Genomic DNA, 23126 nt, shown 5'->3' with positions numbered 1-23126 from the left:
CCAGAGGCAGTTTCGCATTCGTTCATGATCAAGGCACGTCATCTGGATTTGATCCTCTGTGGCCGAAAGCTATAGGTTTCCTGCATCTAATGCATGTTTCCACGGTTTAGGGGTTGCAGTGAGTAGTGCCGTTCCGGGTTTCGTCCCGCGGATGCTGGTGGATCCGGCTGTTGGGCTGTTTCGAGCTGACGAGCGGGTTTTCACGGCCATGCTGGATGGCTGGCGGGCACAGATGCTGGCCCGTGGGCTCACGGCGCAGACCATCAAGCAGCGCTGTCAGCTGCTGGAACGGTTCCAGGGATTCACGGGTGAATTTCCGTGGCAATGGAGGCCGGCAGACGTTGATGATTTCCTGGCAGGACTGCGTTCCGGTGAGAAGCCGATCAGCCTGAAGACGCTGCGCTCGTACAGCAATGCCGTGGCGATGTTCTGCTCCTACCTGACGCATCCTGGCTATGGATGGGGTGAGTTCTGCGAACGCACTTTCGGCGATATTCCAAGCCAGATCTGCTTTGAATGGAACACGCCCAGGCACACGACCGATGACGCCGTCCCGGCACAGCGCCGGGCGTTCACCAAGGCGGAACTGCAAAGGCTTTTCGATTACATCGACGATCTCGTCGACCGTGAATACGCGGCCGGCAGCAAGCGCTGGCTGCCCCTGTTCCGTGATTCGGTGGCGTTCAAAGTCTGCTACGCCTATGGGCTTCGCCGGCGCGAGATGACCATGCTGGATCTGGAGGACTTCGGCCCGAATCCCCACGTCACCGACTATGGCCGCTTCGGTGCCATCCAGGTGCGGTTTGCCAAAGGCACGGCAGGTTCCGGGCCCAGGCGACGCACCGTTCTGACCGTGCCGGAGTTCGACTGGGTCGTGGATCAGCTGAGGACGTGGACATCCGGCGGGATGCGGGCGAATTTCGCAACAGCGGACCGGTCATCAGCTCTCTGGCCGAGCGAGCGGGGCGCCCGGATGTCTCTTGGTTCTTTCGGGGATGCCTTCGCAGCGGCACGGGACGCCGTTGGGTTGCCCAAGGAACTGGGGCTGCACTGCCTCAGGCATTCATATGTGACCCACCTGATCGAAGCCGGCTACGACCCGGCATTCGTGCAGACCCAGGTTGGTCACTCGTACGCCTCGACCACCGGCCTCTACACATCGGTATCGTCGGACTTCAAGCAGAAAACCGTGCAGCAGATGATCGCACGCCGCATCACGACCTTGGAGGACCCAGATGCCTGAACAACGCCGGATCGGCTACCGGTGGAATTTGCGTGCCCTCATGGCCAAGCGCAACCTCTGGAAGACCACCGAGTTGATGCCCCTTCTGAGATCCCGCGGAATCAATCTCTCCGAAAGCCAGGTCTACCGGCTGGTCACCGCCACGCCGGAACGCATCCCGGCCAGAACATTCGCGGCGCTCTGCGACATCCTGGACTGCACCCCGAACGACCTGTTCGAACCATTCGTTGAGATGCGCGCCGCGGCGACAGCCAACGCACCACAGCGCAGCGAAGACCTCGGAATCCAACCAGGTAACCCGATAGCCAAGCGCATCCGCCTCGTCACACCCGAGGACGGTGAGTAGGCCACGCAAAGCAGAGGACCCCATCCGCTGGCCGGTCCCCTGCAACCGCTGCGGCCAGCACCACCAAACCGTCGCACGATGGCCCGACGGCGGAGTCTGCGGCTACTGCTACCAGCAAGCCAAACGCACGCGAGGAATCTGCGCCTGCGGGCACGAGGGCGTCCTGCCCGGCCTCATCGATAACCAACCCGCCTGCCGTCGATGCTCAGGCATCCGACTCAACGTCGACTGCCGGACCTGCGGAGCCGAGGACGAACTTCACAGCGGCGGGCGCTGCTGGACCTGCGTCCTCGGCAATGTCGTAGATGACCTGCTCACCGACCCGGCCACGGGAGCCATCGCCACGGAACTAATCCCGCTGGCGGCAGCGCTGAAGTCGATGAAACGGGCCAACAGCGGCATGACCTGGATCCGCCAAAAGCACGTCACCGCATTCCTCCGCAACCTCGCGGTCGCACCAAGGATCACCCACGAGACTTTCGACGAGCTGCCCGACTCACGCACCCGCGACTACGTCCGCGGCCTCCTCACGGAACATGGGGTGCTCCCCCAACGCGACGAACTCGGGATGCGCTATGACAGGTGGGCTGCGGAAGCCCTCGAACGCGTCAGTGACCCGCAGAACCGGGAAGTGGTCCGCCGCTACATCCGCTGGCACCACCAACGACGGATGAACCACATGGACGAAGTCAGCCGCGGCACCTTCCTTCGCGCCAAACAGGAAGTCACCGTGGCCATAGACCTCCTCAACTGGCTCACCGGACATGACATCAAACTTCCCGAGCTGCAGCAATCCCCCCTCGACGTATGGCAAGCCGAGGGTCCGACAACCCGGCGCATCGCTGAGCGCTTCCTCAAATGGGCCATCAAGTCCAAAGCCGCCCCATCCGGGCTAATCATCGTTCCGCACCGGCGCGGCACCAGCCCACGACTCGCCAAGCCCGGACAGGATGAAGCACTCAAACGAGTCATCCACGAAGACGGACTCGAGTCACGTGACAGGGCCGCCGCGATCCTCATCCTCGTCTTCGGACAACAGGCTGAAAACATCGCACGACTGACCTGGAACGATGTGACCGTCACCGAAGAACTGGTGGCCATCCAGCTCGGGGCCACCCGGATCGCACTACCGGATCCGCTGGCCGAGCCATGGCGCGAACTCGCCGCAAACCCGGGCCACGACCTGACCGCCTCACACCCCAGTAGCAAGTGGGTATTCCGCGGAGCCTCACCTGGGCGTCACATCCACCCCGGACACCTCACAACCCGTCTCAGCAAGTTGTTCAGCACCCGGGCGGCGCGACTCGGAACCCTCCACGAACTCACCAAACTCGCACCCGTGGCCATCATCGCCGAAACCTTGGGCTACTCGCCTACCACCATCGAACGCCACGCCACCGGTTCGGCCGCCGCTTACGCCCAGTACGTCGCTGCAGCAAGAGCTGTCAGGCAAAACCCCTAAAAACCCCATCACTCTCGGTCATGTCGGCGAACTCTTCCCAGTCCATGTTGGCGATGTTCAAGTTGTTATCGACTCCCCAAAGTTCACTGGCAACGCACCGGAACGGTTCATGCGACAAGTCGCCCAAGTCAACTACCAACACCGGATAGTCCGGTTCTAGAGCGGCGCTGTCCACAATGAAGAGGACGGCTGCTTGTTCGTCGGTTGCCAGAGCCGCACGACGGACCTGCTCCCAATCAGCGTCTTCCCAGGCATTATCGTCAACGACTTCCACGTAGGCACGGAAACCGTCTTCGTTTTCAGTCCGGACAACGGAAAGCGCATCGGCCCAAGCTTCGGCATCGGCGAAGCTCGTACGGACCAAAAGTGAATTCTCTGTGCTTGGAAGAATCGGCATGCCGCTATCCAACCATGCGAATCAGGGCCGGTCCGAGAAACGACTCATGTTGTTAGCACCGCGCACCTACTCCCGGCTCGTGAATACCCGCGCATGCCAGTTTGAATCTGCTAGGGGAGGCCCTATCGGCCAGACTCGTTAGAGACCGCTTCTTGAACGAGAATAGAGGCTGGAGGCAGGAGGGAAACTTCACCATGAATACATCCACACCAGCAGGGACTGGACAGCCCGTACCGGAAGAAATAGCCAGCCAGGACCAAGGATCAGCGGAGCAGGGCCCGCGTTCCAACCGGTCGGCACGCAGGACCTTTACCGCCGAGTTCAAACGCGCGATCGTCCAGGAATACGATGCGGCACCGAACGGTTCCAAGGGCGCAGTGCTACGCCGCGAACGGCTCTACGATTCCCATATCCAGGAATGGCGGGCCGCGTTCGATGCGGGCAGGCTCGCGAAGCCGGCGGCACGCCGGGGCCGGCCGAAGAACACGGACGAGCAGGCCCAGATCGCCCAGCTGACCAAGGACCTGGTCGCGGAGCGGGCCGCACACGAGCGGACCCGCGGGAAGTTGGCTTCCTCGGATGCCGCCCTGGATACCTTGGGAAAAGGAGTCGCGTTCTTGGAAGCTCTCTCATCGAAGAACGCGCAATCACCAGCACCGCACACCAGTCGTGGCAATCAGCAACCGCAACGGAACTGACCGGGCACCTCGGGGTGGTGAGGGCCTGCAGGCTGGTGGGCCGCTCCCGGGCCACCCATCACCGGCAGGCCGCGCCCAAGCCCCGGATGCACGGGCCCTGGCCCAAGGCCCAGCACCCGGCGGAGCTCTCGCCGGCCGAGCGTGCCGAGATCCTGTCGGTGCTCAACCGCCAAGACTACGCGAACCTTTCACCGACCCAGGTCTATGTCCGTGAGCTGGACGAGGGGCGGTACTGGTGTTCGCAGCGCACCATGTATCGCGTGCTGGCGGACGCGAAGATGGGCGGGGAACGCCGACGGCAAGCCACTCATCCGACCAAGGTGATTCCGGAGCTCATGGCCACAAAACCGTGCGAAGTGTGGTCCTGGGATATAACGAAGATGCGTGGCCCGGCGAAGGGAATCTGGTATCACGCCTACGTGGTGCTGGATATTTTTTCCCGTTACGTGGTGGGCTGGCGCATCGAGCGTATCGAGGACGGCCAGCTGGCCGCGGACCTCGTGCAGGAGATTGTCGCCGAGACCGGTGGTAACCCTCCGGGGTACCTGCACGCCGATGGTGGGGCGGCGATGACGTCCAAAGCCCTTGCCTCGATGCTGGTGGACATGGATATCACCAGGTCGCATTCCCGAGCCCATACATCGAATGACAATCCGTTCAGCGAGGCCCAATTCAAGACCATGAAATACACCTCTGACTACCCGGAACGGTTCGACTCCGTGAACGAGGCCAGGACCTGGATGGAAGGATTCACCGCCTACTACAACCACGAGCACAGGCATTCCGGGATCGGCTATCACACCCCGGCCAGCGTGCACTACGGCACAGCCGAGGACGTGCGTGAACAACGCCAGCACACCCTGGACCGGGCGTACGGCGCGCATCCCGAGCGGTTTGTCCGCCGTCCTGCCGCACCTCCGCTGCCGCTGAAGGCGGCGATCAACGACCCGGCAAAAAGAGCCGCGCCCTCGGTGCATTTACAACAACCACTACGTCTCATTTGATTTGACAAATTCCGAGGGCCTGATAAAGGACGTAAGTCAAGGCCGGCAGAGGCCGAAGTACAGCCATAGCGAGTCACAAAGCTTGAGGCGACTCAATATCGGTAGGAGAGTCGCTCGATCGACCTCTGGACACACAAGAGCCCCCGCCATCTGACGGAGCCTCTTGGTGGTTGAATCCTCGGTTAGCCAGCGGCCAAGCGCTGGCCGCTTTGCTGGCGACTGCGATTTGCACGCTGTTGCTGCTCGGCTTTCAACTGGGCGACTGCCCGCTTGCGCGCTATTTCGCGCGCCTTTCGGAAGTATTCTTGGGGATTCTTTTGCATCTCTTCGACGCGACTAGAGGTCACTTTCAGTGCTACTGCCATGGGCCACGCTCCCTCACGTTGTCTACCAATCGTACTGTATATGTCCAAGCCTTGGCCTAGACATACTAAGGCCAACTACACCTCTGTGTCGTTCCTCTTGTTGTCCCTTACAGCTTCCGATATAGCGATGATGGTGCCCACTAGTTGGACCACCACCGCGTCGGCTTCGCTCAGACTCCCACTCTCCGGAGAGTCTACCGAGATCATTCCATCGACGTCCATGCCGTCAGAAGCGGCCGCCGAGATGAAGGTTCGATAGCTACGTTCGCGGGTCGTGTCGAAGCCTGCTGGCGGGTCCGTCACCCAATCGGGGGTAAAGATGTATGCGTTCTTTGCCAGCATTTCGAGGATAGCGTCAGACTCAGACGATTTATTGCCCAAGTCGAAACGATCCCTTGGGGCCGTAGCGGTTGAGGCAGCATCTTGAAGATAAGGACCCTGGTCTTGGGACGGCGGGTACTTCAACTTGAAATAGTTCGCTCGAAGCCGCGGGACCGACGGGTCGATCACTTCCTTCAGCGCCGAGAGGGCCGTCTGTTTCAGCTCGGTTGCAAGGTTAATCCTCGTTGCGGCCCAGCGAGATCGTACTAAAGGCCCGAGCTTCTCCAACAGCGGTCTGATCGCGAAGTCCACAACAAGCAGGAACTCCTCACGCCCTTCGCGCTTCGCGTCCTCTACCGCCTGCGCCGCGTTTGTTTTCTCCCTATCGAGATCAGCTGTCAGTGCCACGATCTTTCGATGGGTCGTTCTTGTTTCGCTGACGGACAGGGTGACGGCAAGGCCCGTACCGACGAGGCCGAGCGCGATTAACCAACCCCTTAGTGCCGGGTCATCCTCACCGAGGAAAGCAAAAAAACCCGCAATGAAGACCATGACCGCACCGACGATGGTCAGGAAGGTCTTCCACCAACGGCCAAAGAACTCAACGGCCTCATGAAGTTTTTGCACTCATGAAGCCTACGGCGGCCCTTGTGACTCGACCGGCTGGCGCGCCGTCGAGAGGGGGAAGCCACTGCGAGGACCGGCTACGCCAACCCGCAAAGATTCCGCGCCGAAAGCTCACCCCACGCCGAGCACCGAATGGGGGATGGTATCAATGTCCGTCGAATTCTCACCAGATGCGATTCATCGGATACTCGCCGACATAAGGTCATTATCGGCGCTCAAAATTCGACGGGGAGTGGCGCTAGAGCGGCTGAGAAGCTGCTCGGCATGGCCCCGCGGAGATGCGAAAATGTTCGCATGCTCGTATTCCCTTGGGACGGAACCGCTACTGTTGCGTCAGTTCATGGGCCTGGCGATCGGTCCGATCTCCTTGCTGATGTGGTTCCAGAGTTCCTGCACGATCGCGTCTCCAGTGTCCACGGCGTCGCCGCGCGGGATCACGAAGGCGACGCGGTCGAGAGCCTTGTAAGTCCCGTTGACCTCGCCTTCGACGAGCCACTTCGCCAAGGGCGGCGTCGACCAGTCCAAGGCCTGCGTGAAATCCTTGCTCCAGCTCAGTATTTCGCGGCGAGCTTCGCCCCGAGTGCGGCTCGGCGTCGGCCTCGTCGTACTCTGCGGGGAATCCTCCGCGTTGGCGGCAAACTCGGAGGAGGGCCAACTTGCGGTTCTCGTGCATCAGGTTTTCAAAAGCGTCGCGCCGCTGCGCCGGGCCGCGAACTGGTGTGACGAAATCGTTCTGGCGCATCTTCGTGATTCTTCGTTTATCTCTCGTAATCGTGCGGTCGAGGAAGGTCCTTCTCGTCGTGGATCCGGTGCCAGGCGGCAACGTCCTGGTGTGAGCGCACAACGCGGCCGTATATTAGTGAAAAGACCGGATCCAGCACCGAAGCTTCGAGCCCTCGCGCGGCAGCCAACGTGCGGAGCTCGTTCAAATGCTTGGCCTCGCGCTGAGGATCTGAGGCAGGGAGCGAATGTTTCGCTTTGAGCTCGCTCACTTGTCGGGTGATGTTGAACCGCACCCCCAGGATTTGGACTAGCGCGCAGTCGATGCTGTCCACGTTAGCTCGAAGTTGAGCAAGTTCTGCGGCCGCATTCCCGCTGGCGGGGTATGGCGAATCGGGAGATGACATAACCAAATCTTTCAGCTTGAGCCGAGCACCGTCTGGCACAGGACGTCGTGCGCCCCCGTCCGTGGGAACTGCGGCTGGGGGCGGAACGGATTTCCACACAGGGCCGTATTCGACTTACGTTCATCAGCGTGTCCGTGGCTTCTGAATCGCCTGGCAGCAGCAGTCCAGGATTCATGATGTAAAGCTGCCCGCAGGCGAGCTCTTCGTGCCATCGAGCGCTCGGGCGATCCAGTCAAGTCGTTCGAGCGGCATCATCGCGTAGTGATAAAAGTCAACCCGATCTGCCCCTGCGGCATGCGCGGCGGAGACCTTGGCCGCGAGATTGCCCTCGTCAGCGCAGTCAGGCTTGAGCGGTCTGATCCCGTAGGAAATCGGCACGGCTTCACCGAGCAGGGCACGGTATCCCCTCATCATCATATCCGCTCGCTGAGGGTCATCCGTGTAGATCAGGGCAAGATACTCATCAGCAGCACCCGCTGCAGCCCGCGGATCGATTCCGAGCCGCCGTGCCGCCGTGGACGTCGCCTCCTCAGGGGTGACATCGGTCATCACGTGCGACATCGCTCCCGAGTGGTCAATGAAACTGAGCCGTACTCCGTGAGCCGTGGCAACACTCGTAATGTCTTTGGTCAGCGCGGTGACCGTCGCGACCCTCGAAGCCGCAAATCGTTCGAGCTCCTCAGCCAGCGAAGCCTCGAAGTCCCCCGTCGCCCCGGCGAGCGCCGCGTCGATGGCGTGAGGGAGCGCGGTCTCGAGAAATGGCACGTCAACGCCGTGCAGGGTCGCCTTTGCGGCACATGACTCGCAGAAGCAAAGCCCGAGCGCAGAGCGCACATGGCCAGGGATGTCGATCATGTACCTTTCGTGGTGCTCGCCGTGTTCAAATGACCGGTAGTGCAGGCACTCTGCCAACAAAGTCGAGATCGGGTAGCTGCAGATGTCGGCCGTGAGCGCGGCGAAATGGTCCTGCACGAGCGGATTCGACGGGCACAGATCGCCCCGCATCCTGTCACCGAAGACGTTCCTGACACCACTGCTAGGCACATTCTTGCTCAATCTTGAATTATGAGAGTAGATAGTCCATGCATTCACGTCCGCGCCACGTCGCTGGGCGGCCTCCGTCACCAGACCGAGCACGTTTGCGCCTTCTGCGTCACGAGCGAGCGGAGGCGCCGTTCCGGCCGGGTACAACTTCTCCCTCGGCTTGAACCAGGCGATGTCTCCCTCGTGCCGATAGACCCGATAGCGGGGGTTGTGCGGGAAGACGTCTCTGGCGTTATGGTATGTCGCCGAGAACGAGATGGTGTCGACAGCAGCCCGCGAGGTGATGTTGTCGAGTACCGTCTCGACCCCCTCGCCGACGATGTCTGTGCCGAAGACGAACATCGACGATTTCATGCTCTGCCCCTGTCGTTCTTGCGGAGTACCGTTCCTGAGACCGCTCCTGTGTCTTCGCCGTCGTCGATGACGATTCTTCCGTTGACAACAACGGTGCGCACGCCCGCCGAGAACTGGTGCGGCCGGTCGAAGTCGGCCCGGTCGGCGACGGTTGACGGGTCGAACAGCACAAGATCCGCTGCTGCCCCCTCTCTGATCACCCCGCGGTCGCTGAGGCCCATGCGAGACGCGGGAAGCGAAGTCATCTTCCGCACGGCGTCTTCGAGGCCCAAAACCTGCTCCTCCCGAACATACCGGCCGAGGACCCTCGCGTATGTGCCGTAGTTGCGGGGGTGTGGGCGCCCCCCGGCCTCCGGGCTGAGCGTCCATCCGTCGCTCGCAATCGCGGTGAACTCGTTCGCCATGATCGTCCTGAGGTTTTCCTCTGATTGGCCGTGCACCACAGTGAGGATGTCGCCACCCGCTGCGGCCAGAAGGTCGAGAACCGTGTCCACCGGTTCCTGATTCCGTCGTCTCGCCACATCCGTGACCGTCAGGCCGATGTACTCGGCGAGCGGCCCCTCCGGGACCTCTGCGATGACGACGAAGTCTGGTTCGAACACGCGCAGCCCCGCGACGAGGTCTTCCGGTCGTTGGTCGGCGATCACGGCACGGATCTCCGCACGGTTTTCAGGGCTCGCGAGGCGTTGCCGCATGGCCGCGACGCCGCCGACGAGCGCCCAGCGGGGGAGGATGACTGCGAGGGTCGTGCTTCCGGCGGTGTATGGGTACTGGTCGAGCATTACGTCGAGGCCATCTGCGCGTGCTGATTCGATGAGCGCCAGGGATGCAGCGAGCTTTGGCCAGTTGTCGCGCCCCATGATTTTGTGGTGGCTTAGCTGCACGGGAACGTGCCCTCGCCGCCCGACTTCCAGTGCCTCTGCCACCGCCTCGAGGAGCGTCGTGGCCTCACTCCTGATATGGGTGGCGTAGAAACCGCCGTAGGGTGCCACTGCCGCGGCGACGGCGACCAGTTCCTCTATGGCCGCTGCGCTGGCGGGAGCGTAGGTGAGGCCCGTCGAAACACCGAAGGTCCCTGCCTGCATCCCCTCCTCGACGAAGGCCCGCATCGCCTCGAGCTGGGAGGGGTCCGGGACCCCGGTGTCGAAGCCCATCACAGCCATCCGCACCGTGCCGTGCCCGACCAGACAGGCGACGTTCCCAGCGAGAGGCAGCGCGTCCAACAGCTTCAGGTATTCCGACGCGCTGCTCCAACTGCCCCACGGCAACCCTGCATCGAGAAACCCGCTGTACTCCCGCAGCATGTCTGCCCGTGCGTCGACGACGGGGAACGGCGAAAAGCCGCAGTTGCCTGTGAGCTGGGTCGTCACGCCCTGACGCGTCATCGAAGATGCCCGGGGGTAAATCGGCAGCGCGAAGTCCGAGTGTGTGTGGAGATCGATGAAACCGGGGCTCAATACCATCCCGCGCGCGTCGACGGAAACAGCCGAGCCGCGGGCAACCGAACCGACGGTATCGATCCTCCCGTCGGCCACAGAGACATCGGCCGTGAAAGCGGCAGCGCCCGTGCCGTCAACGACGCTCGCCCCGCGAAAGACGATGTCACGCATCCGGGAGGACCGCCATGACGCTCACTTCGACCAGGACGCCGGGGCGAAGCCCGCAGTAGATCGTGGTCCGGGCCGGGTACGGCTCCGCGAAGAAGGGGGCATATACCTCGTTGAACGCGGCGAAGTCGTCAACGTCGGTCAGGTAGACGCTGGTACTGATGACGTCGTCGAGGCTCGCGCCGGCGGCGGCAAGGGCAGAGTCGACGTTCTGCATCGTCACCCTGGTCTGCGCGGTGACTCCGTCGACGAGTGAACGATCGGGAAGGTAGCCGCACTGCCCGGCGACGGCGACGACGTTGCCGATACGCACACTGGCGGAGTACGGGCCGCCTGGCGCCGGGCCGTCGGTGACGGGGATCGAGATTCGAGTCATGGGTGACCTCCTGGTCAGAAGAACGTGAGGACGCCGTCGACGACGTTCCAGGCGTCGTCGACTAGCGGGATGAAGGGCATTTTGTCGAATGCGCCGCACGGGTGCGAGAGCCCCAGTGCGACGATGTCTCCGGGAGCGATCGACAGCGAGGCCTCGACCGACATGAAGGCGTGCTGGTCCATCAGCCCGGTAATGTGGCAGTTCTCAAGTTCCGAGACAGAGCCGTTCTTGCGGTGAACGCGCATGGGCGTCGGCAGGTCGACGTCGTATGGAACGTCCCGCTTTCCCGTGCCGAGAATAACGAGTCCGGGCTCAGGGACCGAGAGCACGACGGCCCACGACTCCAGGGCATTCCACAGGCTCAGCGTCTCGTCGGATTCGCGTCTGCCGTCAAGCGGTGACAGTCGGTGATATCGTCCCGCGTCGTGCGAGATGTAGCATCCGCTTCTCAGGACGATGTGGGGAACCTCTCCGAACGGCCAGTTCCTGAAGCTCTCGACCACACGATCGAAATATACGCTGCCCCCTGCGCTCACGATCACCTCGTTTCGCGCGAAAAGCCCCGAAGTGGACAGGGAGATCACGAGCTCGCGCACAGCGCTGAGCAGGTCATCGACGGCGGCGATATCTTCGACGGACGCGGACCGGCCTGCCAGCCCCTCGTAGGTTTCGACACCGACCAGATCGAGCGTTCGCGATGCGGCGACCGATTTAGCCAAGCGACGGGCATCCTCAAGGTCGCGTATGCCTGTCCGTCCCCCTGCGACGCCGACCTCGAGCAATACCGGCAGACGCCGCGTCGTGAGCACACCGTCGAGCGCCGCATCCATCAACGCAACCGTCTCGATCGAGTCGACGAGGCAGATGAGCTCGAAACCGTCGTCGTCCTCAAGCTCCTTGCCGACCCAGCGCAGGGCGTCCGCTTCGACGAGTTCGTTTGCCAGGATGACGCGGGGAACCCCGAAATGACGCATGATCTGAACCTGTCCGGGCGTGGCGGCTGTCATCGCCCACGCACCGGCTTCAAGCTGCCAACCAAACAGCTGCGGGCTCATCGTTGTCTTGCCGTGGGGAGCGAGCGAAACACCGTTTCGTTCGCAATAGGCAGCCATCGCTGCGACGTTGTGACGGACCGCTTCGACACGAAGAGTGGTGACAGGGAGCGAGAGATCGCCGGCGGCCACGTTCCAGCCGCGGGTTCCGATCTCGGACAACGTTATCGTCTCGCCGAGCGGAACTCCTTTGTATCTCCAGTTGAGCGTCGTCTGCCCGAGGGCCGAGAGTTCCATGATCAAGCGACCGTGTTCGGCGCGACGACCGTGTTCCGGAGTGTTCCGACCCCGGGAATGCTGCTTTCGACCACGTCCCCTGCACGGATGACAGCTGCCCCTGGGGTTCCTGGAGAGATGATGTCTCCAGGGTACAACGGCATGATCTTGCTGTGGAAGCTCACCAGGAAAGCGGGAGAGAACGTCATCTGCGAGATTGTGTTCTCTCGCCAGACCTCGCCGTTGCGCACCGTCTTCACGACAACGTTATCGAGGCTGCCCTGGTCATCGAGCACCTCATGGAGCGGAATGATTTCGGGGCCGAACGAGAAGAACGACGGAAAATTCTTCGAGCGTGTCAAGAAGCGAGGGTTGCGCTGAAGGATGTCTTCTGCGGTCTGGTCAAGGATCGGAACAACTCCCCAAACATATTCGAGCGCCTCTTCCTCTGAGACATTGCGGCAGTAGCTTCCGATCACGAGGCCGAGTTCGGCTTCTGCGGTCACCCGCCCGCTCTGCTCGGGAAGCACTATCTGCCCGTCCTGCCCGATGATCGTGTGGTCGCCTTTGATAAATGACGCCGGCTCCGTCGGCACGTTTTCCGACAGGTCCCCGGCATGGGCCCGATAGTTCAGGCCGATTCCCCAGATTTTGCGCGGCGAGCGGTACGGTGCGGTGAAGACGACGTCCTCCCACGCTGAGAACACCTCCTCGGGCGCGTCCTCCGCAGCGGCACACGCCGCCGTGAAGAGTCTGTCGTCGAGAAGCAGCATGGCATCGCCGCTGAACCCGGGGACGAGGTCTTCAACCGTAGCCACCCCCCTCCGAGGGTCCACGAGGGCCGCTTTGGCTTCGTCATTCCGGATGATCGTTGCGAGATGCATTGTCATTTTTCCACCTATTCCGTCAGTACCAGAGGGTCTTGTTCACGATGTTCTCGAGCGGCGCGCCCCGGACGAATGCCTCTGCATTGCGCTTCAGCACCCCCAGGCGTCGATCGTCGATGTAGGGCCCGACCACGGCGACATGGGGTGTCAGCAGCGCGCGGGGTTGACGCCAAAGCGGATGCTGGGGCGGGAGCGGTTCGACCTCAAAGACATCGAGGGCGGCCGAGCCGAGGGCGCCGCGGTCGAGGGCATCGTTCACGGCCTCGAGACTGACTGTCGGACCCCTGCCGACATTGACGAGCATCGTGTGGGGTTGCATCAGGGAGATCCGGCGGGCGTTGATGAGTCCCTCGCTCTCCGGGGTGTGCGGCAGGGTCAGGAGCACAATGTCGGCGCCCGGAAGCAGCGAATCGAGCTCCCCGGGGGTGTGCATGGCGACCACCCCGTCGGGAGGGGCCGCCAGCTGCGGATCGACCCCGTGCACGGTGACACCGAATGCGGCGAGCATCCGAGAGATCTCTGCACCGATCGCGCCGACCCCGACCACAAGTGCTGTCGCATTCTGCAGGTGCATGACACTGGAGTCGGCCAGATGCCGGTCCCAGTCACCGTTAGCCTGCTGCCGGACATAGACGGGGATGTTCCGGGCGAGTGACAGCACGAGTGCGACGGCGTGGGTCGCAACGTGGTCGTTGTAGATGCCCCTGAAGTTGGTCACAGTCACGGGATGCACGGTGAGTTCGTCGAAGAAGTAGCCGGGGGGCGGAGCAGCCATCGGGGCCTGGAGCCACCTGAGCCTGCCGGCGACTGCAAGCATCCTGCTGTTGAGCGTGCCGTATGCGGCCTCGGCGCCGCGGAGCAGTTCCGTCGCCTCGCCCTCGTCTTCAGCGATCACCACCTCCAGCCCGTCGATGGCCGCGAGCTCGACTGCCCACGAGCGTGTCAAGTCAGACTGCGGGGGGAGCATCACCAACCGCGTGGTCATGCGTCCGCCCCCGGCCCCACGTGCTCGAACCGATTCTGCCAGTTGCCGCCACCGGCGTAGGCATGCAGGTTGCGCTCGAAAATCCTTGCCCATCTGGGTGCGAAGTTCGGGCCGTCGCCCGCAATATGAGGTGTAATGACGAGATCGGGGCGATCCCAGAGCGGTGAATCCTGCGGCAGCGGCTCAGGATCGGTCACATCAATGCCCGCACCGCGCAACGCACCGTCACGTAGTGCAACGAGAAGGGCGTCGCTGTCGACGAGTGGCCCCCTACCGACATTCACCAACCACCCCGCTCCCAGCAATGCGAGCTCTTCCGTTCCGATCAGCCCGCGGGTTTCGTCCGTTGCAGGGGCCGTGATCATCAGGACGTCAGCCCAGCGGCACAGCTCATGCAGAGCGTCTGGCCCACGGACCACCGAGACGCACCCTTCATAACGCGCCGGCGTCCGCTTGAGGCCGGCGACCTCCATGTCCCACGCAATCGCTCTGCGGGCGACCTCCTCGCCGACGCGCCCGAGCCCGATGATCCCCATCTTCTTGCCGCCAAGTTCGTCCGTCGTCGTGGGCGCCCAGCTGTGCGTCACGGCGTTCCGCCCGGCCAATCCGATTGCCCGTGTCACGCCGAGAAGCAGCCCGAACGCGTGCTCAGCGACGCACGCGGCATGCACGCCGTGCGCCGTCGTGAGCTCGATACCGTTCCGCCTGAACTGCTCCAGCGGATACTGCTCGGTGCCGGCGCCGTTCCCCGCCACCCAGCGCAGGTTCTGCGTCAGGAAGTCGTCTCTCCAGTACGAGGTGACGAGCACCTCCGCACCTGCTGCCAGTTCTGCAGCGACCGCATCTCGATCTGGCGCAAGGACCACGTCCAGGCCCGGCATCGCCTCCACGGTCTCGGGAACACCCGCAGGGCATCCAGGGTCGACCACAACTCTTATCATCGAATTCTTTCCCATCAGACTGTTGGCACCCCGGCACCGCGAGTGCTCTCGCTGCGCGGGTCGAGCACGTCACGGATCGCGTCGCCGAGAACGTTGAACGCGAGCACTAGGGCTACCACCGCGACACTTGGCCCGAGCACCATCCATGGCGCCACCGTGATGAAGTTGCGCCCGGACGACAACATCCCTCCCCAGTCCGCCTGAGGAGGACTCACGCCGAGGCCGAGGAAGGCAAGCGAAGCGTAGGCCAGCTGGGCCGTGGACATACTGAGCGCGGCGAGCACTATGACGGACGGGAAGACGTTCGGTACGACATGGGTCCACAGAATCCTTAGTGGCCGGACGCCTGCCAGTCTTGCCGCGTCGAGGAACTCGCTCGTCTTGATCTGTAGCGTCGCTGAGCGGCTGAGGCGCACAAACCGGGGGATGTACAGCAGCGAGATCGCGAATGAGGCATTCAAAAGACTGGGACCCATGACGGCGACGATGATGATCGCGAGGAGCAGCTCAGGAAAGGCAAAGAGGACGTCTTGCGAGCGGTTGATCACGCCGTCAACACCGCCGCCCGTGTACCCGGCGATGACACCAAGGACGAGCCCGATCACCAGGGCGATGCCGACCGATAGCAGCGACACCGTCATAGCGATCTTCGATGCGTCGATGACCCGGCTGAAGACGTCACGGCCGAGGTCGTCGGTGCCGAGCCAATGGGCCCCCGACGGCGAGACCAGGCTGTCGGCGACGTTTCCGACGTTGGGGTCGTACGGGGTGATCACCGACGAGAGGATGGCGAACAGGGTGAAGATCAGCACGACGGCAAACGACACGACGGCTGCCCGGTTGCGCGCAAGACTTCTCATCGCGCCGCTCTTGGCTGATCGAGCTCGTGGCAGGGGGCCGCTTTGGGTTATTGTCTGACTCATCATCGCCTCTGTCGGGGATCGAGGATCGGGTAAAGGATGTCGATAATTGCATTGATCAGCACGAACGCAATGGCGAACACCATGGTCGTCGCGGTGACGGCGGGGTAGTCTCGGTTGTTGATCGCTTCGAGTAAGCCCCGGCCGAGGCCGGGCAGCCCGAACAGCTGCTCGACGACGATCAGCCCACCGAGCATCACACCGAGCTGGAAGCCCAAGAAAGTGACGAGGGGCGGGAGTGCGTTCCGTAGCGCGTGGAGATAGTGGATTCTGGTGCTGCGCACGCCGACAGCTCTGGCGGTGACAATGAACGGGTTCCTGAGAACCTCGAGCATGGCGCTCCGGGTGAGCTGCATCGTCATGGCGGCGAACGGAAGGGTGTTCGCGAGCACGGGAAGCGCCATGGAGCGAAGATTGCCTGCCGGATCCTCCGTGAAGGGAATGTAGCTCACCTGAGACAGCTCCGGCGCGACCGCGGATACCACAAGAAGAAGAACTATGCCGATCACGAAGACTGGAATCGAAAAGATTGTCAGCAGAACTCCGCGGGCGACGACGTCCGCCCGCTTGTTGGCGTGGACGGCGGCGATGATACCGATGGGAACACCGACGAGGGTCGAGAATACGAGCGTGAGGATCGCGAGGTCAGCAGAGACCGGGATCTGCTGGGCGAGGTCGGCTGAGACGTTTCGACCGGTGATGGGCGATGTGCCAAGGTCTCCCTGCATCGCCGACGTGAGCCAGTGAAAATACTGCATGATAAGCGGCTGGTCCAGTCCGAGCCGTTGGCGCACTTCTTCGAACTGCTCCTGCGTGGCCCCCTCCTGCCCCACGAGCACACTGGCCAGGTCGCCAGGGATGAGGGTGCCGAGCATAAAGATCAGCACGGAGACCACAAACAAGACGGTTGCCAAGCTGAGAAGGCGCGTGGTAATCCTGCCGGCGGTCATCGGGGCAGCTCCTGCATCGTCAGTTTCGCTTCGCCCGGGAAGTGGCAGGCCACCATGCGGCCGTCGCCGGCGGGGGCGAGCGCAGGCTTGATCTCTTCGCAGATCTTTTGAGCGAGAGGGCAACGCGTGCGGAAGCGGCATCCGCTCGGGGGATTCAGTGGGCTGGGGACGTCACCCTCGAGCACCACGGATTCTCGATGACGCTCAATCCGGGGGTCCGGGGTGAGGGCCGAAGCCCTCAGTGCGACGGAGTATGGGTGCAGGGGACGCGCCACGAACTGCTCGGCCGTAGCCGCCTCGACGATCTCTCCGAGGTACATCACGACGATTCGGTGACTGATGGCCTGTACGGCCGCCAGGTCGTGGCTGATGAAGAGGTACGAGACCCCCAGCCGGTCCTGCAGGTCGACGATGAGGTTGAGGATCTGGGCCTGGATCGAAATGTCGAGTGAGGCAATGGATTCGTCGTGCACGACAAGAGAGGGGTCGGCGATGAGCGATCGGGCGATGGCGGCCCGCTGCTGCTGTCCGCCCGAGAGTTGGTGCGGCATGCGTCCGGCCATCTCAGGCTTCAGGCCGACCAGTGACAGCACTTCGGCGATTCGCTCGTTGGTCGTCCTGGCCTGTCGCGCACGCAGGGGTTCGGCGATCGCCTGCCCCACTGTGCGTCTTGGGTCCATCGAACTTGCAGGGTCCTGAAATACCATCTGCAAGCCGAGCCGCCGCTCCCGGCCCTCGGCGCCCCGGGCCCAGATGTCCCCACCGTCGATCTCCACGGCTCCGCCCGACGGCTTCATCAGACCGACGACGAGCCGGGCTACCGTGGACTTGCCGCAGCCGGACTCCCCGATCACGCCGAGCGTCTCTCCTCGATTGATGGTGAAGGAGACGCCGTCGACGGCATACAGGGTCTGTTCTTTGCCCCTGACTCTGACCGGAAAGTGCTTTTTGAGGTCCCGCACCTCCAGCAGGGCGGTGGTCGGTGGCGTGTGGAGGGCTGCTGTGGTCATGTTGGCTCACTCGGGGTCAGGGCTGAGACGGGCTTGCCGGTCTGTTGGACGATCAAGCAGCGCGTGCTGCGCCCAGGTTCGATCTCAACCAGTTCTGGGTGCGTTGTTCGGCATTGGTCCTGCGCGAAGCGACAGCGGTCGGCGAAGCGGCAGCCGCTAGGGACGTTTGCCATGTCCGGTGGGAATCCGGGCAGCGTGGGCAGTCTGCCGCGCACGTGGTCTGCCCGGGGAAGGGAGTCGAGAAGGCCCGCGGTGTAGGGGTGTAGCGGCTCGGCGAAGAGGGGTTCGACGCGCGCCTGCTCGACGATCTCGCCCGCATACATCACCGCAACCCGATCACACATCTTCGCTACGACGCCCATGTTGTGAGTTATCAGGAGCAGGGCGGTGCCGCGCTCGTCGGTCAGGCGCTTCATCAGGGCGATGACCTGCATCTGGATGGTGACGTCGAGCGCCGTAGTCGGCTCGTCGGCGATGAGCAGTTGGGGGCTGTTGATCATGCCGATGGCTATCACGACCCGCTGGCGCATGCCTCCGGACATTTGGTGAGGGAACGACGCGCGTTGCCTGGCCGGGTCAGGCATTCCGACGTCAGCCAAGGCCTGTTCGATCCGGGCTTCGGCTTCGCGGCCGGTGGGGCCGCCATGGGCGCGCAGCGCCTCCGCCAGTTGCCATCCGACGGTAAAGGAAGGGTTGAGCGCCGTCATTGGGTTCTGGAAGACCATGCCGATATCAGATCCTCTGACCTCCCTCAGCTGCTCGGGGCTCAGCTCTTTCAGGTCCTTGCCGTTGAACCGGATCTCGCCGGCAACGATCCGACCTGGCTGAGGGACGAGCCTGAGGATGGAGCTGGCGGTCACGCTTTTTCCCGAGCCGGATTCGCCGACGAGGCCGAGGGTTTCCCCCGCCGCCACGTCGAAGCTCACACCGTCGACGGCGCGGACATCGCCGCCAGGCGTATTGAACCAGGTCTTTAGGCCGCGCACCGAGAGTACAGGCGTACCCTTGCCAACGGTTTCCGCCGGATCGTGCAGCCGGTCAGTGTCAGTGGTATTCATAAATCGTCTCCGCCCATGAAGTGGTGGATTCCGCCGTCCGGGTCGCCTCAACGACCCGGACGGCGAAGGATTGAGTGCTACTTGACGGTGACGTCGGTGAGGAACTGCCGTGCGAGGGTCGGGTCCGGCGCTGCAGAGGTGACGTTAGGGCCGTAGGCGATCATCGCGTTCGGCGCGGCCACCGCGATGTCGGGAAAAACGAGTTTGTCTTCCAGCCGCATAAGTTCCTGCAGGTTTGCCCCGTACTCTGCCGGGTCACCCTGAGCGGCCTTCGCCATTAGGGCCGTCACCTCAGGCGGGGTTGGCCCTTGGCGCCCGGGACGGGGGGAAAGCAGTGACATGGGATCGCCGGTGAACGCGTAGACGTTGTCAAGGATGTCGTAGTTGGCCTTGTTCTGGCGATCAAGCCACACAGGGTTCTGCTCGGCCTGGATGGTGACATTGATGCCCGCTTCTGCAAGTTGTGTCTTCACGAGATCAGCGAACCGGTCGAGATACGTTCCGTATCCGGCAAGGTGGGTCAGAGTGATGTCAACGCCATCCGGGTGGCCAGCTGCTGACAGCAGTTGCTTCGCCTTGTTGACGTCGCGTGTCTGGTTTTCCAGCTGGTCCAGGGGTAGACCCCAAGGGGTCGAAGCGGGGAGCTGCGAGCTCGGCACCGCCTCACCGAGGAAGGCACCCTTCACGATGGCGTCACGGTCCAGAGCGAGTGAGATCGCAGCCCTGACGTCGGGGTTGTCGAAGGGGGCACGAGACGAGTTAATGTTCAGGCGCACGGTATTGGTTCCGGGAACACTCGAGATCTGCACTGTTTTGCTGTTCTTAAGCTGAAGGGCGTTCTCGGCACTCGGGAAGATCAGGTCGACCTGCCCCGCCTGCACGGCGGCCACCTGGGCAGCCTGGTCCGGCATGTACTTGACCTGCAGGTCCGTGTACTTCGGGGCGGCACTGGCGTCCCAATAGTTCTCGTTGCGCTTGAGGACGAGCTGGCTGTTCGGAGCGTAAGAGACGACCTGGAACGGGCCGGCTCCCAGGACCTGGGTCTTGAGGTCGTGAGATGCTGCCCACGCCTTGCTCACGATACCTGAGCCGATAAGGAAGGGGCTGCCGAGATTGAGCAGGAAACCCGCGTCAGCGGTCTTCAGCTGAAACCGTACGTGCGTCTCGTCGACCTTAGTGACAGATGCCAGGCTCCCGAACCGCGCCTTGGCGTACGGGAGCCCTTCTGCGAGCAGCCGCTGGAACGAGAATTCGACGTCATCAGCGGTCAGGGGGCTGCCGTCGGAGAACTTCGCACCGCTCCGAAGGGTGAAGTCGTACGTCAGGCGGTCATCACTCACGGTCCAGTCCGTCGCGATCTCCGGCTGGACCTTGCCCTCGCCGTTGACTTTGACGAGACCGTTGTACACAAGCTGCCAGGCATACATGGTCGCGATCTGGGACGACTGGATCGGGTCGAAGGTCTGGGGCGAGACGGTTTCGGCGATGACGAGCTTAGTACCTGCACTCACCTGGCTCCCCGTGGTCGGGACGCCGCCGCCGCAAGCGGTCATCACCGTGAGCGCGACGGCCATCACTCCAATGGCGGCCGTTCCTCTGAAACGTGATATTCTCATGTGCTTCATATCCTCTCTAGAGCTGGATCACGGCTTCAACGTGATCCAAGGGACCCCCAGGGTCGATGGACTGTCGACCCTGGGGGCAATTCGAGGTAGAACGATGTTTCTGATGCGCTCTTTTCGTGACCCTGCAGTGCGGCCCAGTGCGCGGTTACATACTCGAGATAAGGCCTCCATCCACGCGGATCTGGGCGCCGGTGACGTACGAGGCCTTGACACTGCTCAGAAATGCCGCAACACTCCCGAATTCTTCGGCCGTGCCGTACCGGCCGGCGGGAATACTATTCTGCGACCGCTCACGCACGTCCTCAGCCGTTGTGCCCTCGCGTTTCGCCTGTCCGGCGTCGAGGGAAAGGGCTCGCTCGCTCGCTATGCGCCCGGGCAGGATCATGTTGACAGTGACACCGTCTTGGGCGACCTCGCCCGCGAGAGTCTTGAGGTAGGCGGCGAGTGCCGATCTGGCGATGTTCGACTGTGCGAGATTGGGAATCGGCTGTTCCACGCCCCGAGATCCGATGCCAAGGATGCGTCCCCAGCCCTGCGCCCGCATGGTCGGTAGCGCGGCCTGGACGAGGTCGATCTGTGCCATCAGTAAAGTGTCAATCGTCGACATCATCTGATCCCGGTGCAGGAGTGCGGCCTGTCCGGCGGGCGGTCCACCGGAGTTGAGCACCAGGACATCGATGGGCCCGAGCGTAGAAACAACCTGATCGATGGCTGCCATGCGGCTCGCGACATTCGTTAGATCGAGCTCGACGCCGACAGCCGACGGCATGTTGGCCGCGAGAGCACGAGCGAGATCACCCCGACGGCCGGTAACCGCGACCGACGCTCCCTCATGACTCAACGCCTCTGCGATTCCGAGCCCAAGTCCGGACGTCGAGCCGACCACGAACGCAACCTTGCCTTTCAGTCCAAGCTCCATTACAGTGCCTCCGATTCGTTGACGGCCGCGAGCTGCGCGGACAGTAGAGGATGCAGTTCCTCGGGCATAACCTGGCTTGGTGGACGCACTGCGCCCTCGTCGAAGATTCCCCGCTCTACGAAGACTGCCTTGCGAATTGCGAGCCCGACCTTGGCTTGGGCCTCGAAGTTCACGAGCGGCATCCACGGAAGGTATGCCTCCCGCGCGGCGGTAAATCCGCCGCGGTCGAATGCCTCGACGACCGTGACAAGAGCTTCCGGGTACGAGAACCCTGTCATCGCTCCCGCCGCTCCCGCCACGAGCTCGTCGAGCAGGCCAAGACCTCCGAGACCTCCGAATACGGGAACACGGGTGAGGGCCGTGAGACGTCCGATGGCGACGGCGGTCGGCGGCGCTTCTGCTTTGATGCCGACCACGAAAGGACTCGCGTTCACCACGGCGGCAAGTGCATCATTGGCAATCGTCACGCCACTGGCGACCGGGTAGTCCTGGACGAGTATGCCGGCGCCGGTGGCTTCATGGATGGCCGCGAAGTGGGCCGCAAGCTCGGCCACTTCGTCTGTGTTTACCTGGACCATGAGCGCAGGTTTGGCGTCCCCGCAGACCGCGAGAAGGCGGTTCGCTCTCGCGATGGCTGTTTCTGTCGTGAGGTCGGGGAGGCCGAGTACGAGGGGCATTCCCGGTGCATGTTCCAGCGCGATTTCGACGATGCGGGCGCTCTCGGCATCGTCGAGCTGCGCGCCCTCACCGAAGACACCGAGCAGGACGAGCCCCTGCGCTCCTGCCTCTCGGTAAAGAGTGACAAGACTCCGCAGGCCGTGTTCGTCGAGGGTCAGTGATTCACCGGTAAACGGTGTCGCCATGACACCCCAGAGTCCGCGTTTAAGAAGATCCGGCGTCGTGTTCATCGCGTCAAATCCGTCTCGTCGAAGACGGCGAGAACCATCGACATCACGTGGCCGACGTGTTCTTCCATCGCTTCTCCGGCGATGTCCGCCCTGCCGTGGGCGATCGCCTCCGCGATTCGGACGTGCTCCTTGGCACAGCTCACAGAATCGTTTTTCGGCATGGGAACATCCCGCGCACGGAGGGCGGATGTGAGCATGAGCGCGTCGTCGATCGCCGAGTTCAACAGTTCATTCCCCGAGAAGAGCGCCACGTGGCGGTGGAACTTGGAGTCGAACTCCCTGAACCCCCGTGCGTCCCCGGCGAGAGTTGTTTCGAGAGAACCGTCGGCCAGCTCGGCGAGGAGCAGCTGCTGGCTCTCCGTGCACCGCATGGATGCAAAGCGCGCCGATGCACGCTCGAGGCCCCCCCGAAGTTCGTACGCCTCGCGGATCGACTCACGCGATGGCTGCACGACCTGGAGTCCAGTCCCGTGAGGGGAGACAAGACCGATGTGCCTCAGCCTCAGCAGCGCCTCTCTGACCGGAGTCTTGCTGACTTGGAGCTGTTTAGCCAGCGCTGCCTCTGAAATCCTGGTTCCAGGAGCGATCTCCTTATTGACGATGGCTAACTTGATCTGTTCGAGGACGAGATTCGACAGGCTTTCGGGCCTGGTGCCCAGGGGCATTAGCTGGGGAATGGTCACT

24 protein-coding genes are annotated in these 23126 nt (G+C 62.8%); 5 read left to right on the top strand and 19 right to left on the bottom strand.

The annotated features are described in order from the left end of the window. Positions 1-151: 151 nt before the first annotated feature. From ASPU41_RS03810 to ASPU41_RS03800, 3 genes are read left to right on the top strand one after another with little or no spacing between them, the layout of a single operon-like run. Positions 152-1243 carry a tyrosine-type recombinase/integrase gene (locus tag ASPU41_RS03810; RefSeq protein ID WP_069949794.1) on the top strand — a complete coding sequence of 364 codons (1092 nt, stop codon included), beginning with the start codon at positions 152-154 and terminating at the stop codon, positions 1241-1243. Further along, positions 1236-1589 (top strand): helix-turn-helix domain-containing protein, encoded by a 354-nt coding sequence (locus ASPU41_RS03805; RefSeq protein WP_069949793.1) that lies wholly within the window; start codon positions 1236-1238, stop codon positions 1587-1589. Before ASPU41_RS03810 ends, ASPU41_RS03805 begins: the two co-directional genes overlap by 8 nt. Then, positions 1582-3051, top strand: a complete 1470-nt coding sequence (locus ASPU41_RS03800; RefSeq protein ID WP_069949792.1) for a Fis family transcriptional regulator — start codon at positions 1582-1584, stop codon at positions 3049-3051. Before ASPU41_RS03805 ends, ASPU41_RS03800 begins: the two co-directional genes overlap by 8 nt. Here ASPU41_RS03800 and ASPU41_RS03795 read toward each other — a convergent pair. Beyond that, positions 3035-3448, bottom strand: a complete 414-nt coding sequence (locus tag ASPU41_RS03795; RefSeq protein ID WP_069949791.1) for a DUF6924 domain-containing protein — start codon at positions 3446-3448, stop codon at positions 3035-3037. The two genes, ASPU41_RS03800 and ASPU41_RS03795, sit on opposite strands and share 17 nt — an antisense overlap. 194 nt (positions 3449-3642) lie before the next feature. Here ASPU41_RS03795 and ASPU41_RS03790 point away from each other — a divergent pair, with 194 nt between their 5' ends. Both ASPU41_RS03790 and ASPU41_RS03785 read left to right on the top strand, forming a co-directional pair. Further along, positions 3643-4146: a transposase gene (locus ASPU41_RS03790; protein WP_197515666.1), complete on the top strand. Its 504-nt coding sequence runs from the start codon at positions 3643-3645 to the stop codon at positions 4144-4146. 17 nt (positions 4147-4163) lie between these two features. Next, positions 4164-5150, top strand: coding sequence for an IS3 family transposase (locus ASPU41_RS03785; protein WP_231941082.1), 987 nt, complete (start codon positions 4164-4166; stop codon positions 5148-5150). 182 nt (positions 5151-5332) lie between these two features. Here ASPU41_RS03785 and ASPU41_RS22510 read toward each other — a convergent pair whose 3' ends face one another. From ASPU41_RS22510 to ASPU41_RS03700, 18 genes are all read right to left on the bottom strand, one after another. Next, positions 5333-5515, bottom strand: coding sequence for a hypothetical protein (locus ASPU41_RS22510; RefSeq protein WP_157356926.1), 183 nt, complete (start codon positions 5513-5515; stop codon positions 5333-5335). A gap of 75 nt (positions 5516-5590) precedes the next feature. Continuing rightward, positions 5591-6463 (bottom strand): hypothetical protein, encoded by an 873-nt coding sequence (locus ASPU41_RS03780; protein ID WP_069949790.1) that lies wholly within the window; start codon positions 6461-6463, stop codon positions 5591-5593. A 758-nt stretch (positions 6464-7221) separates the two neighbouring features. Continuing rightward, on the bottom strand, positions 7222-7590 hold the full coding sequence (locus ASPU41_RS03775) for a chorismate mutase (RefSeq protein WP_069949789.1): 369 nt from the start codon (positions 7588-7590) through the stop codon (positions 7222-7224). Between the two features lie 171 nt (positions 7591-7761). Continuing rightward, positions 7762-8988, bottom strand: coding sequence for a hypothetical protein (locus ASPU41_RS03770; protein WP_069949788.1), 1227 nt, complete (start codon positions 8986-8988; stop codon positions 7762-7764). Next, a complete protein-coding gene (locus tag ASPU41_RS03765) occupies positions 8985-10598 on the bottom strand; it encodes an N-acyl-D-amino-acid deacylase family protein (RefSeq protein ID WP_069949787.1) in 1614 nt (537 codons plus the stop codon). The genes ASPU41_RS03770 and ASPU41_RS03765 overlap by 4 nt, the downstream gene beginning before the upstream one ends. Further along, the gene (locus ASPU41_RS03760) at positions 10591-10971 is read right to left on the bottom strand and encodes a RidA family protein (RefSeq protein ID WP_069949786.1); all 381 of its coding nucleotides are present in this window, start codon (positions 10969-10971) and stop codon (positions 10591-10593) included. The genes ASPU41_RS03765 and ASPU41_RS03760 overlap by 8 nt, the downstream gene beginning before the upstream one ends. Positions 10972-10985: 14 nt before the next feature. Beyond that, positions 10986-12260: an amino acid deaminase gene (locus ASPU41_RS03755; RefSeq protein ID WP_069949785.1), complete on the bottom strand. Its 1275-nt coding sequence runs from the start codon at positions 12258-12260 to the stop codon at positions 10986-10988. Between the two features lie 2 nt (positions 12261-12262). Then, positions 12263-13012 carry a fumarylacetoacetate hydrolase family protein gene (locus tag ASPU41_RS03750; RefSeq protein ID WP_231941164.1) on the bottom strand — a complete coding sequence of 250 codons (750 nt, stop codon included), beginning with the start codon at positions 13010-13012 and terminating at the stop codon, positions 12263-12265. A 133-nt stretch (positions 13013-13145) separates the two neighbouring features. After that, positions 13146-14072 carry a D-2-hydroxyacid dehydrogenase gene (locus ASPU41_RS03745; protein WP_197515750.1) on the bottom strand — a complete coding sequence of 309 codons (927 nt, stop codon included), beginning with the start codon at positions 14070-14072 and terminating at the stop codon, positions 13146-13148. A gap of 35 nt (positions 14073-14107) precedes the next feature. Beyond that, positions 14108-15067, bottom strand: a complete 960-nt coding sequence (locus ASPU41_RS03740; protein WP_083266347.1) for a D-2-hydroxyacid dehydrogenase — start codon at positions 15065-15067, stop codon at positions 14108-14110. Continuing rightward, complete coding sequence (locus tag ASPU41_RS03735; RefSeq protein ID WP_197515820.1) at positions 15067-15912, bottom strand: ABC transporter permease; 846 nt, start codon at positions 15910-15912, stop codon at positions 15067-15069. Before ASPU41_RS03735 ends, ASPU41_RS03740 begins: the two co-directional genes overlap by 1 nt. Positions 15913-15974: 62 nt before the next feature. Next, a complete protein-coding gene (locus ASPU41_RS03730) occupies positions 15975-16922 on the bottom strand; it encodes an ABC transporter permease (protein WP_069949781.1) in 948 nt (315 codons plus the stop codon). After that, positions 16919-17932 (bottom strand): ABC transporter ATP-binding protein, encoded by a 1014-nt coding sequence (locus ASPU41_RS03725; RefSeq protein ID WP_069949780.1) that lies wholly within the window; start codon positions 17930-17932, stop codon positions 16919-16921. Before ASPU41_RS03725 ends, ASPU41_RS03730 begins: the two co-directional genes overlap by 4 nt. After that, a complete protein-coding gene (locus ASPU41_RS03720) occupies positions 17929-18990 on the bottom strand; it encodes an ABC transporter ATP-binding protein (protein WP_083266345.1) in 1062 nt (353 codons plus the stop codon). Before ASPU41_RS03720 ends, ASPU41_RS03725 begins: the two co-directional genes overlap by 4 nt. Before the next feature lie 77 nt (positions 18991-19067). Continuing rightward, on the bottom strand, positions 19068-20606 hold the full coding sequence (locus ASPU41_RS03715; protein ID WP_197515749.1) for an ABC transporter substrate-binding protein: 1539 nt from the start codon (positions 20604-20606) through the stop codon (positions 19068-19070). Positions 20607-20760: 154 nt separating this feature from the next. Beyond that, a complete protein-coding gene (locus ASPU41_RS03710) occupies positions 20761-21534 on the bottom strand; it encodes an SDR family oxidoreductase (protein ID WP_069949778.1) in 774 nt (257 codons plus the stop codon). Further along, the gene (locus tag ASPU41_RS03705) at positions 21534-22397 is read right to left on the bottom strand and encodes a dihydrodipicolinate synthase family protein (protein ID WP_231941163.1); all 864 of its coding nucleotides are present in this window, start codon (positions 22395-22397) and stop codon (positions 21534-21536) included. The genes ASPU41_RS03710 and ASPU41_RS03705 overlap by 1 nt, the downstream gene beginning before the upstream one ends. A gap of 41 nt (positions 22398-22438) precedes the next feature. Continuing rightward, complete coding sequence (locus ASPU41_RS03700; protein WP_069949776.1) at positions 22439-23125, bottom strand: GntR family transcriptional regulator; 687 nt, start codon at positions 23123-23125, stop codon at positions 22439-22441. Between the last annotated feature and the right edge of the window lies 1 nt (position 23126).

This window comes from Arthrobacter sp. U41, from assembly GCF_001750145.1.
In the GTDB taxonomy this organism is placed as follows: domain Bacteria; phylum Actinomycetota; class Actinomycetes; order Actinomycetales; family Micrococcaceae; genus Arthrobacter.
The sequence above is the reverse complement of the archived record's forward strand: the minus strand, read 5'-3'. Positions and strand labels throughout refer to the sequence as shown.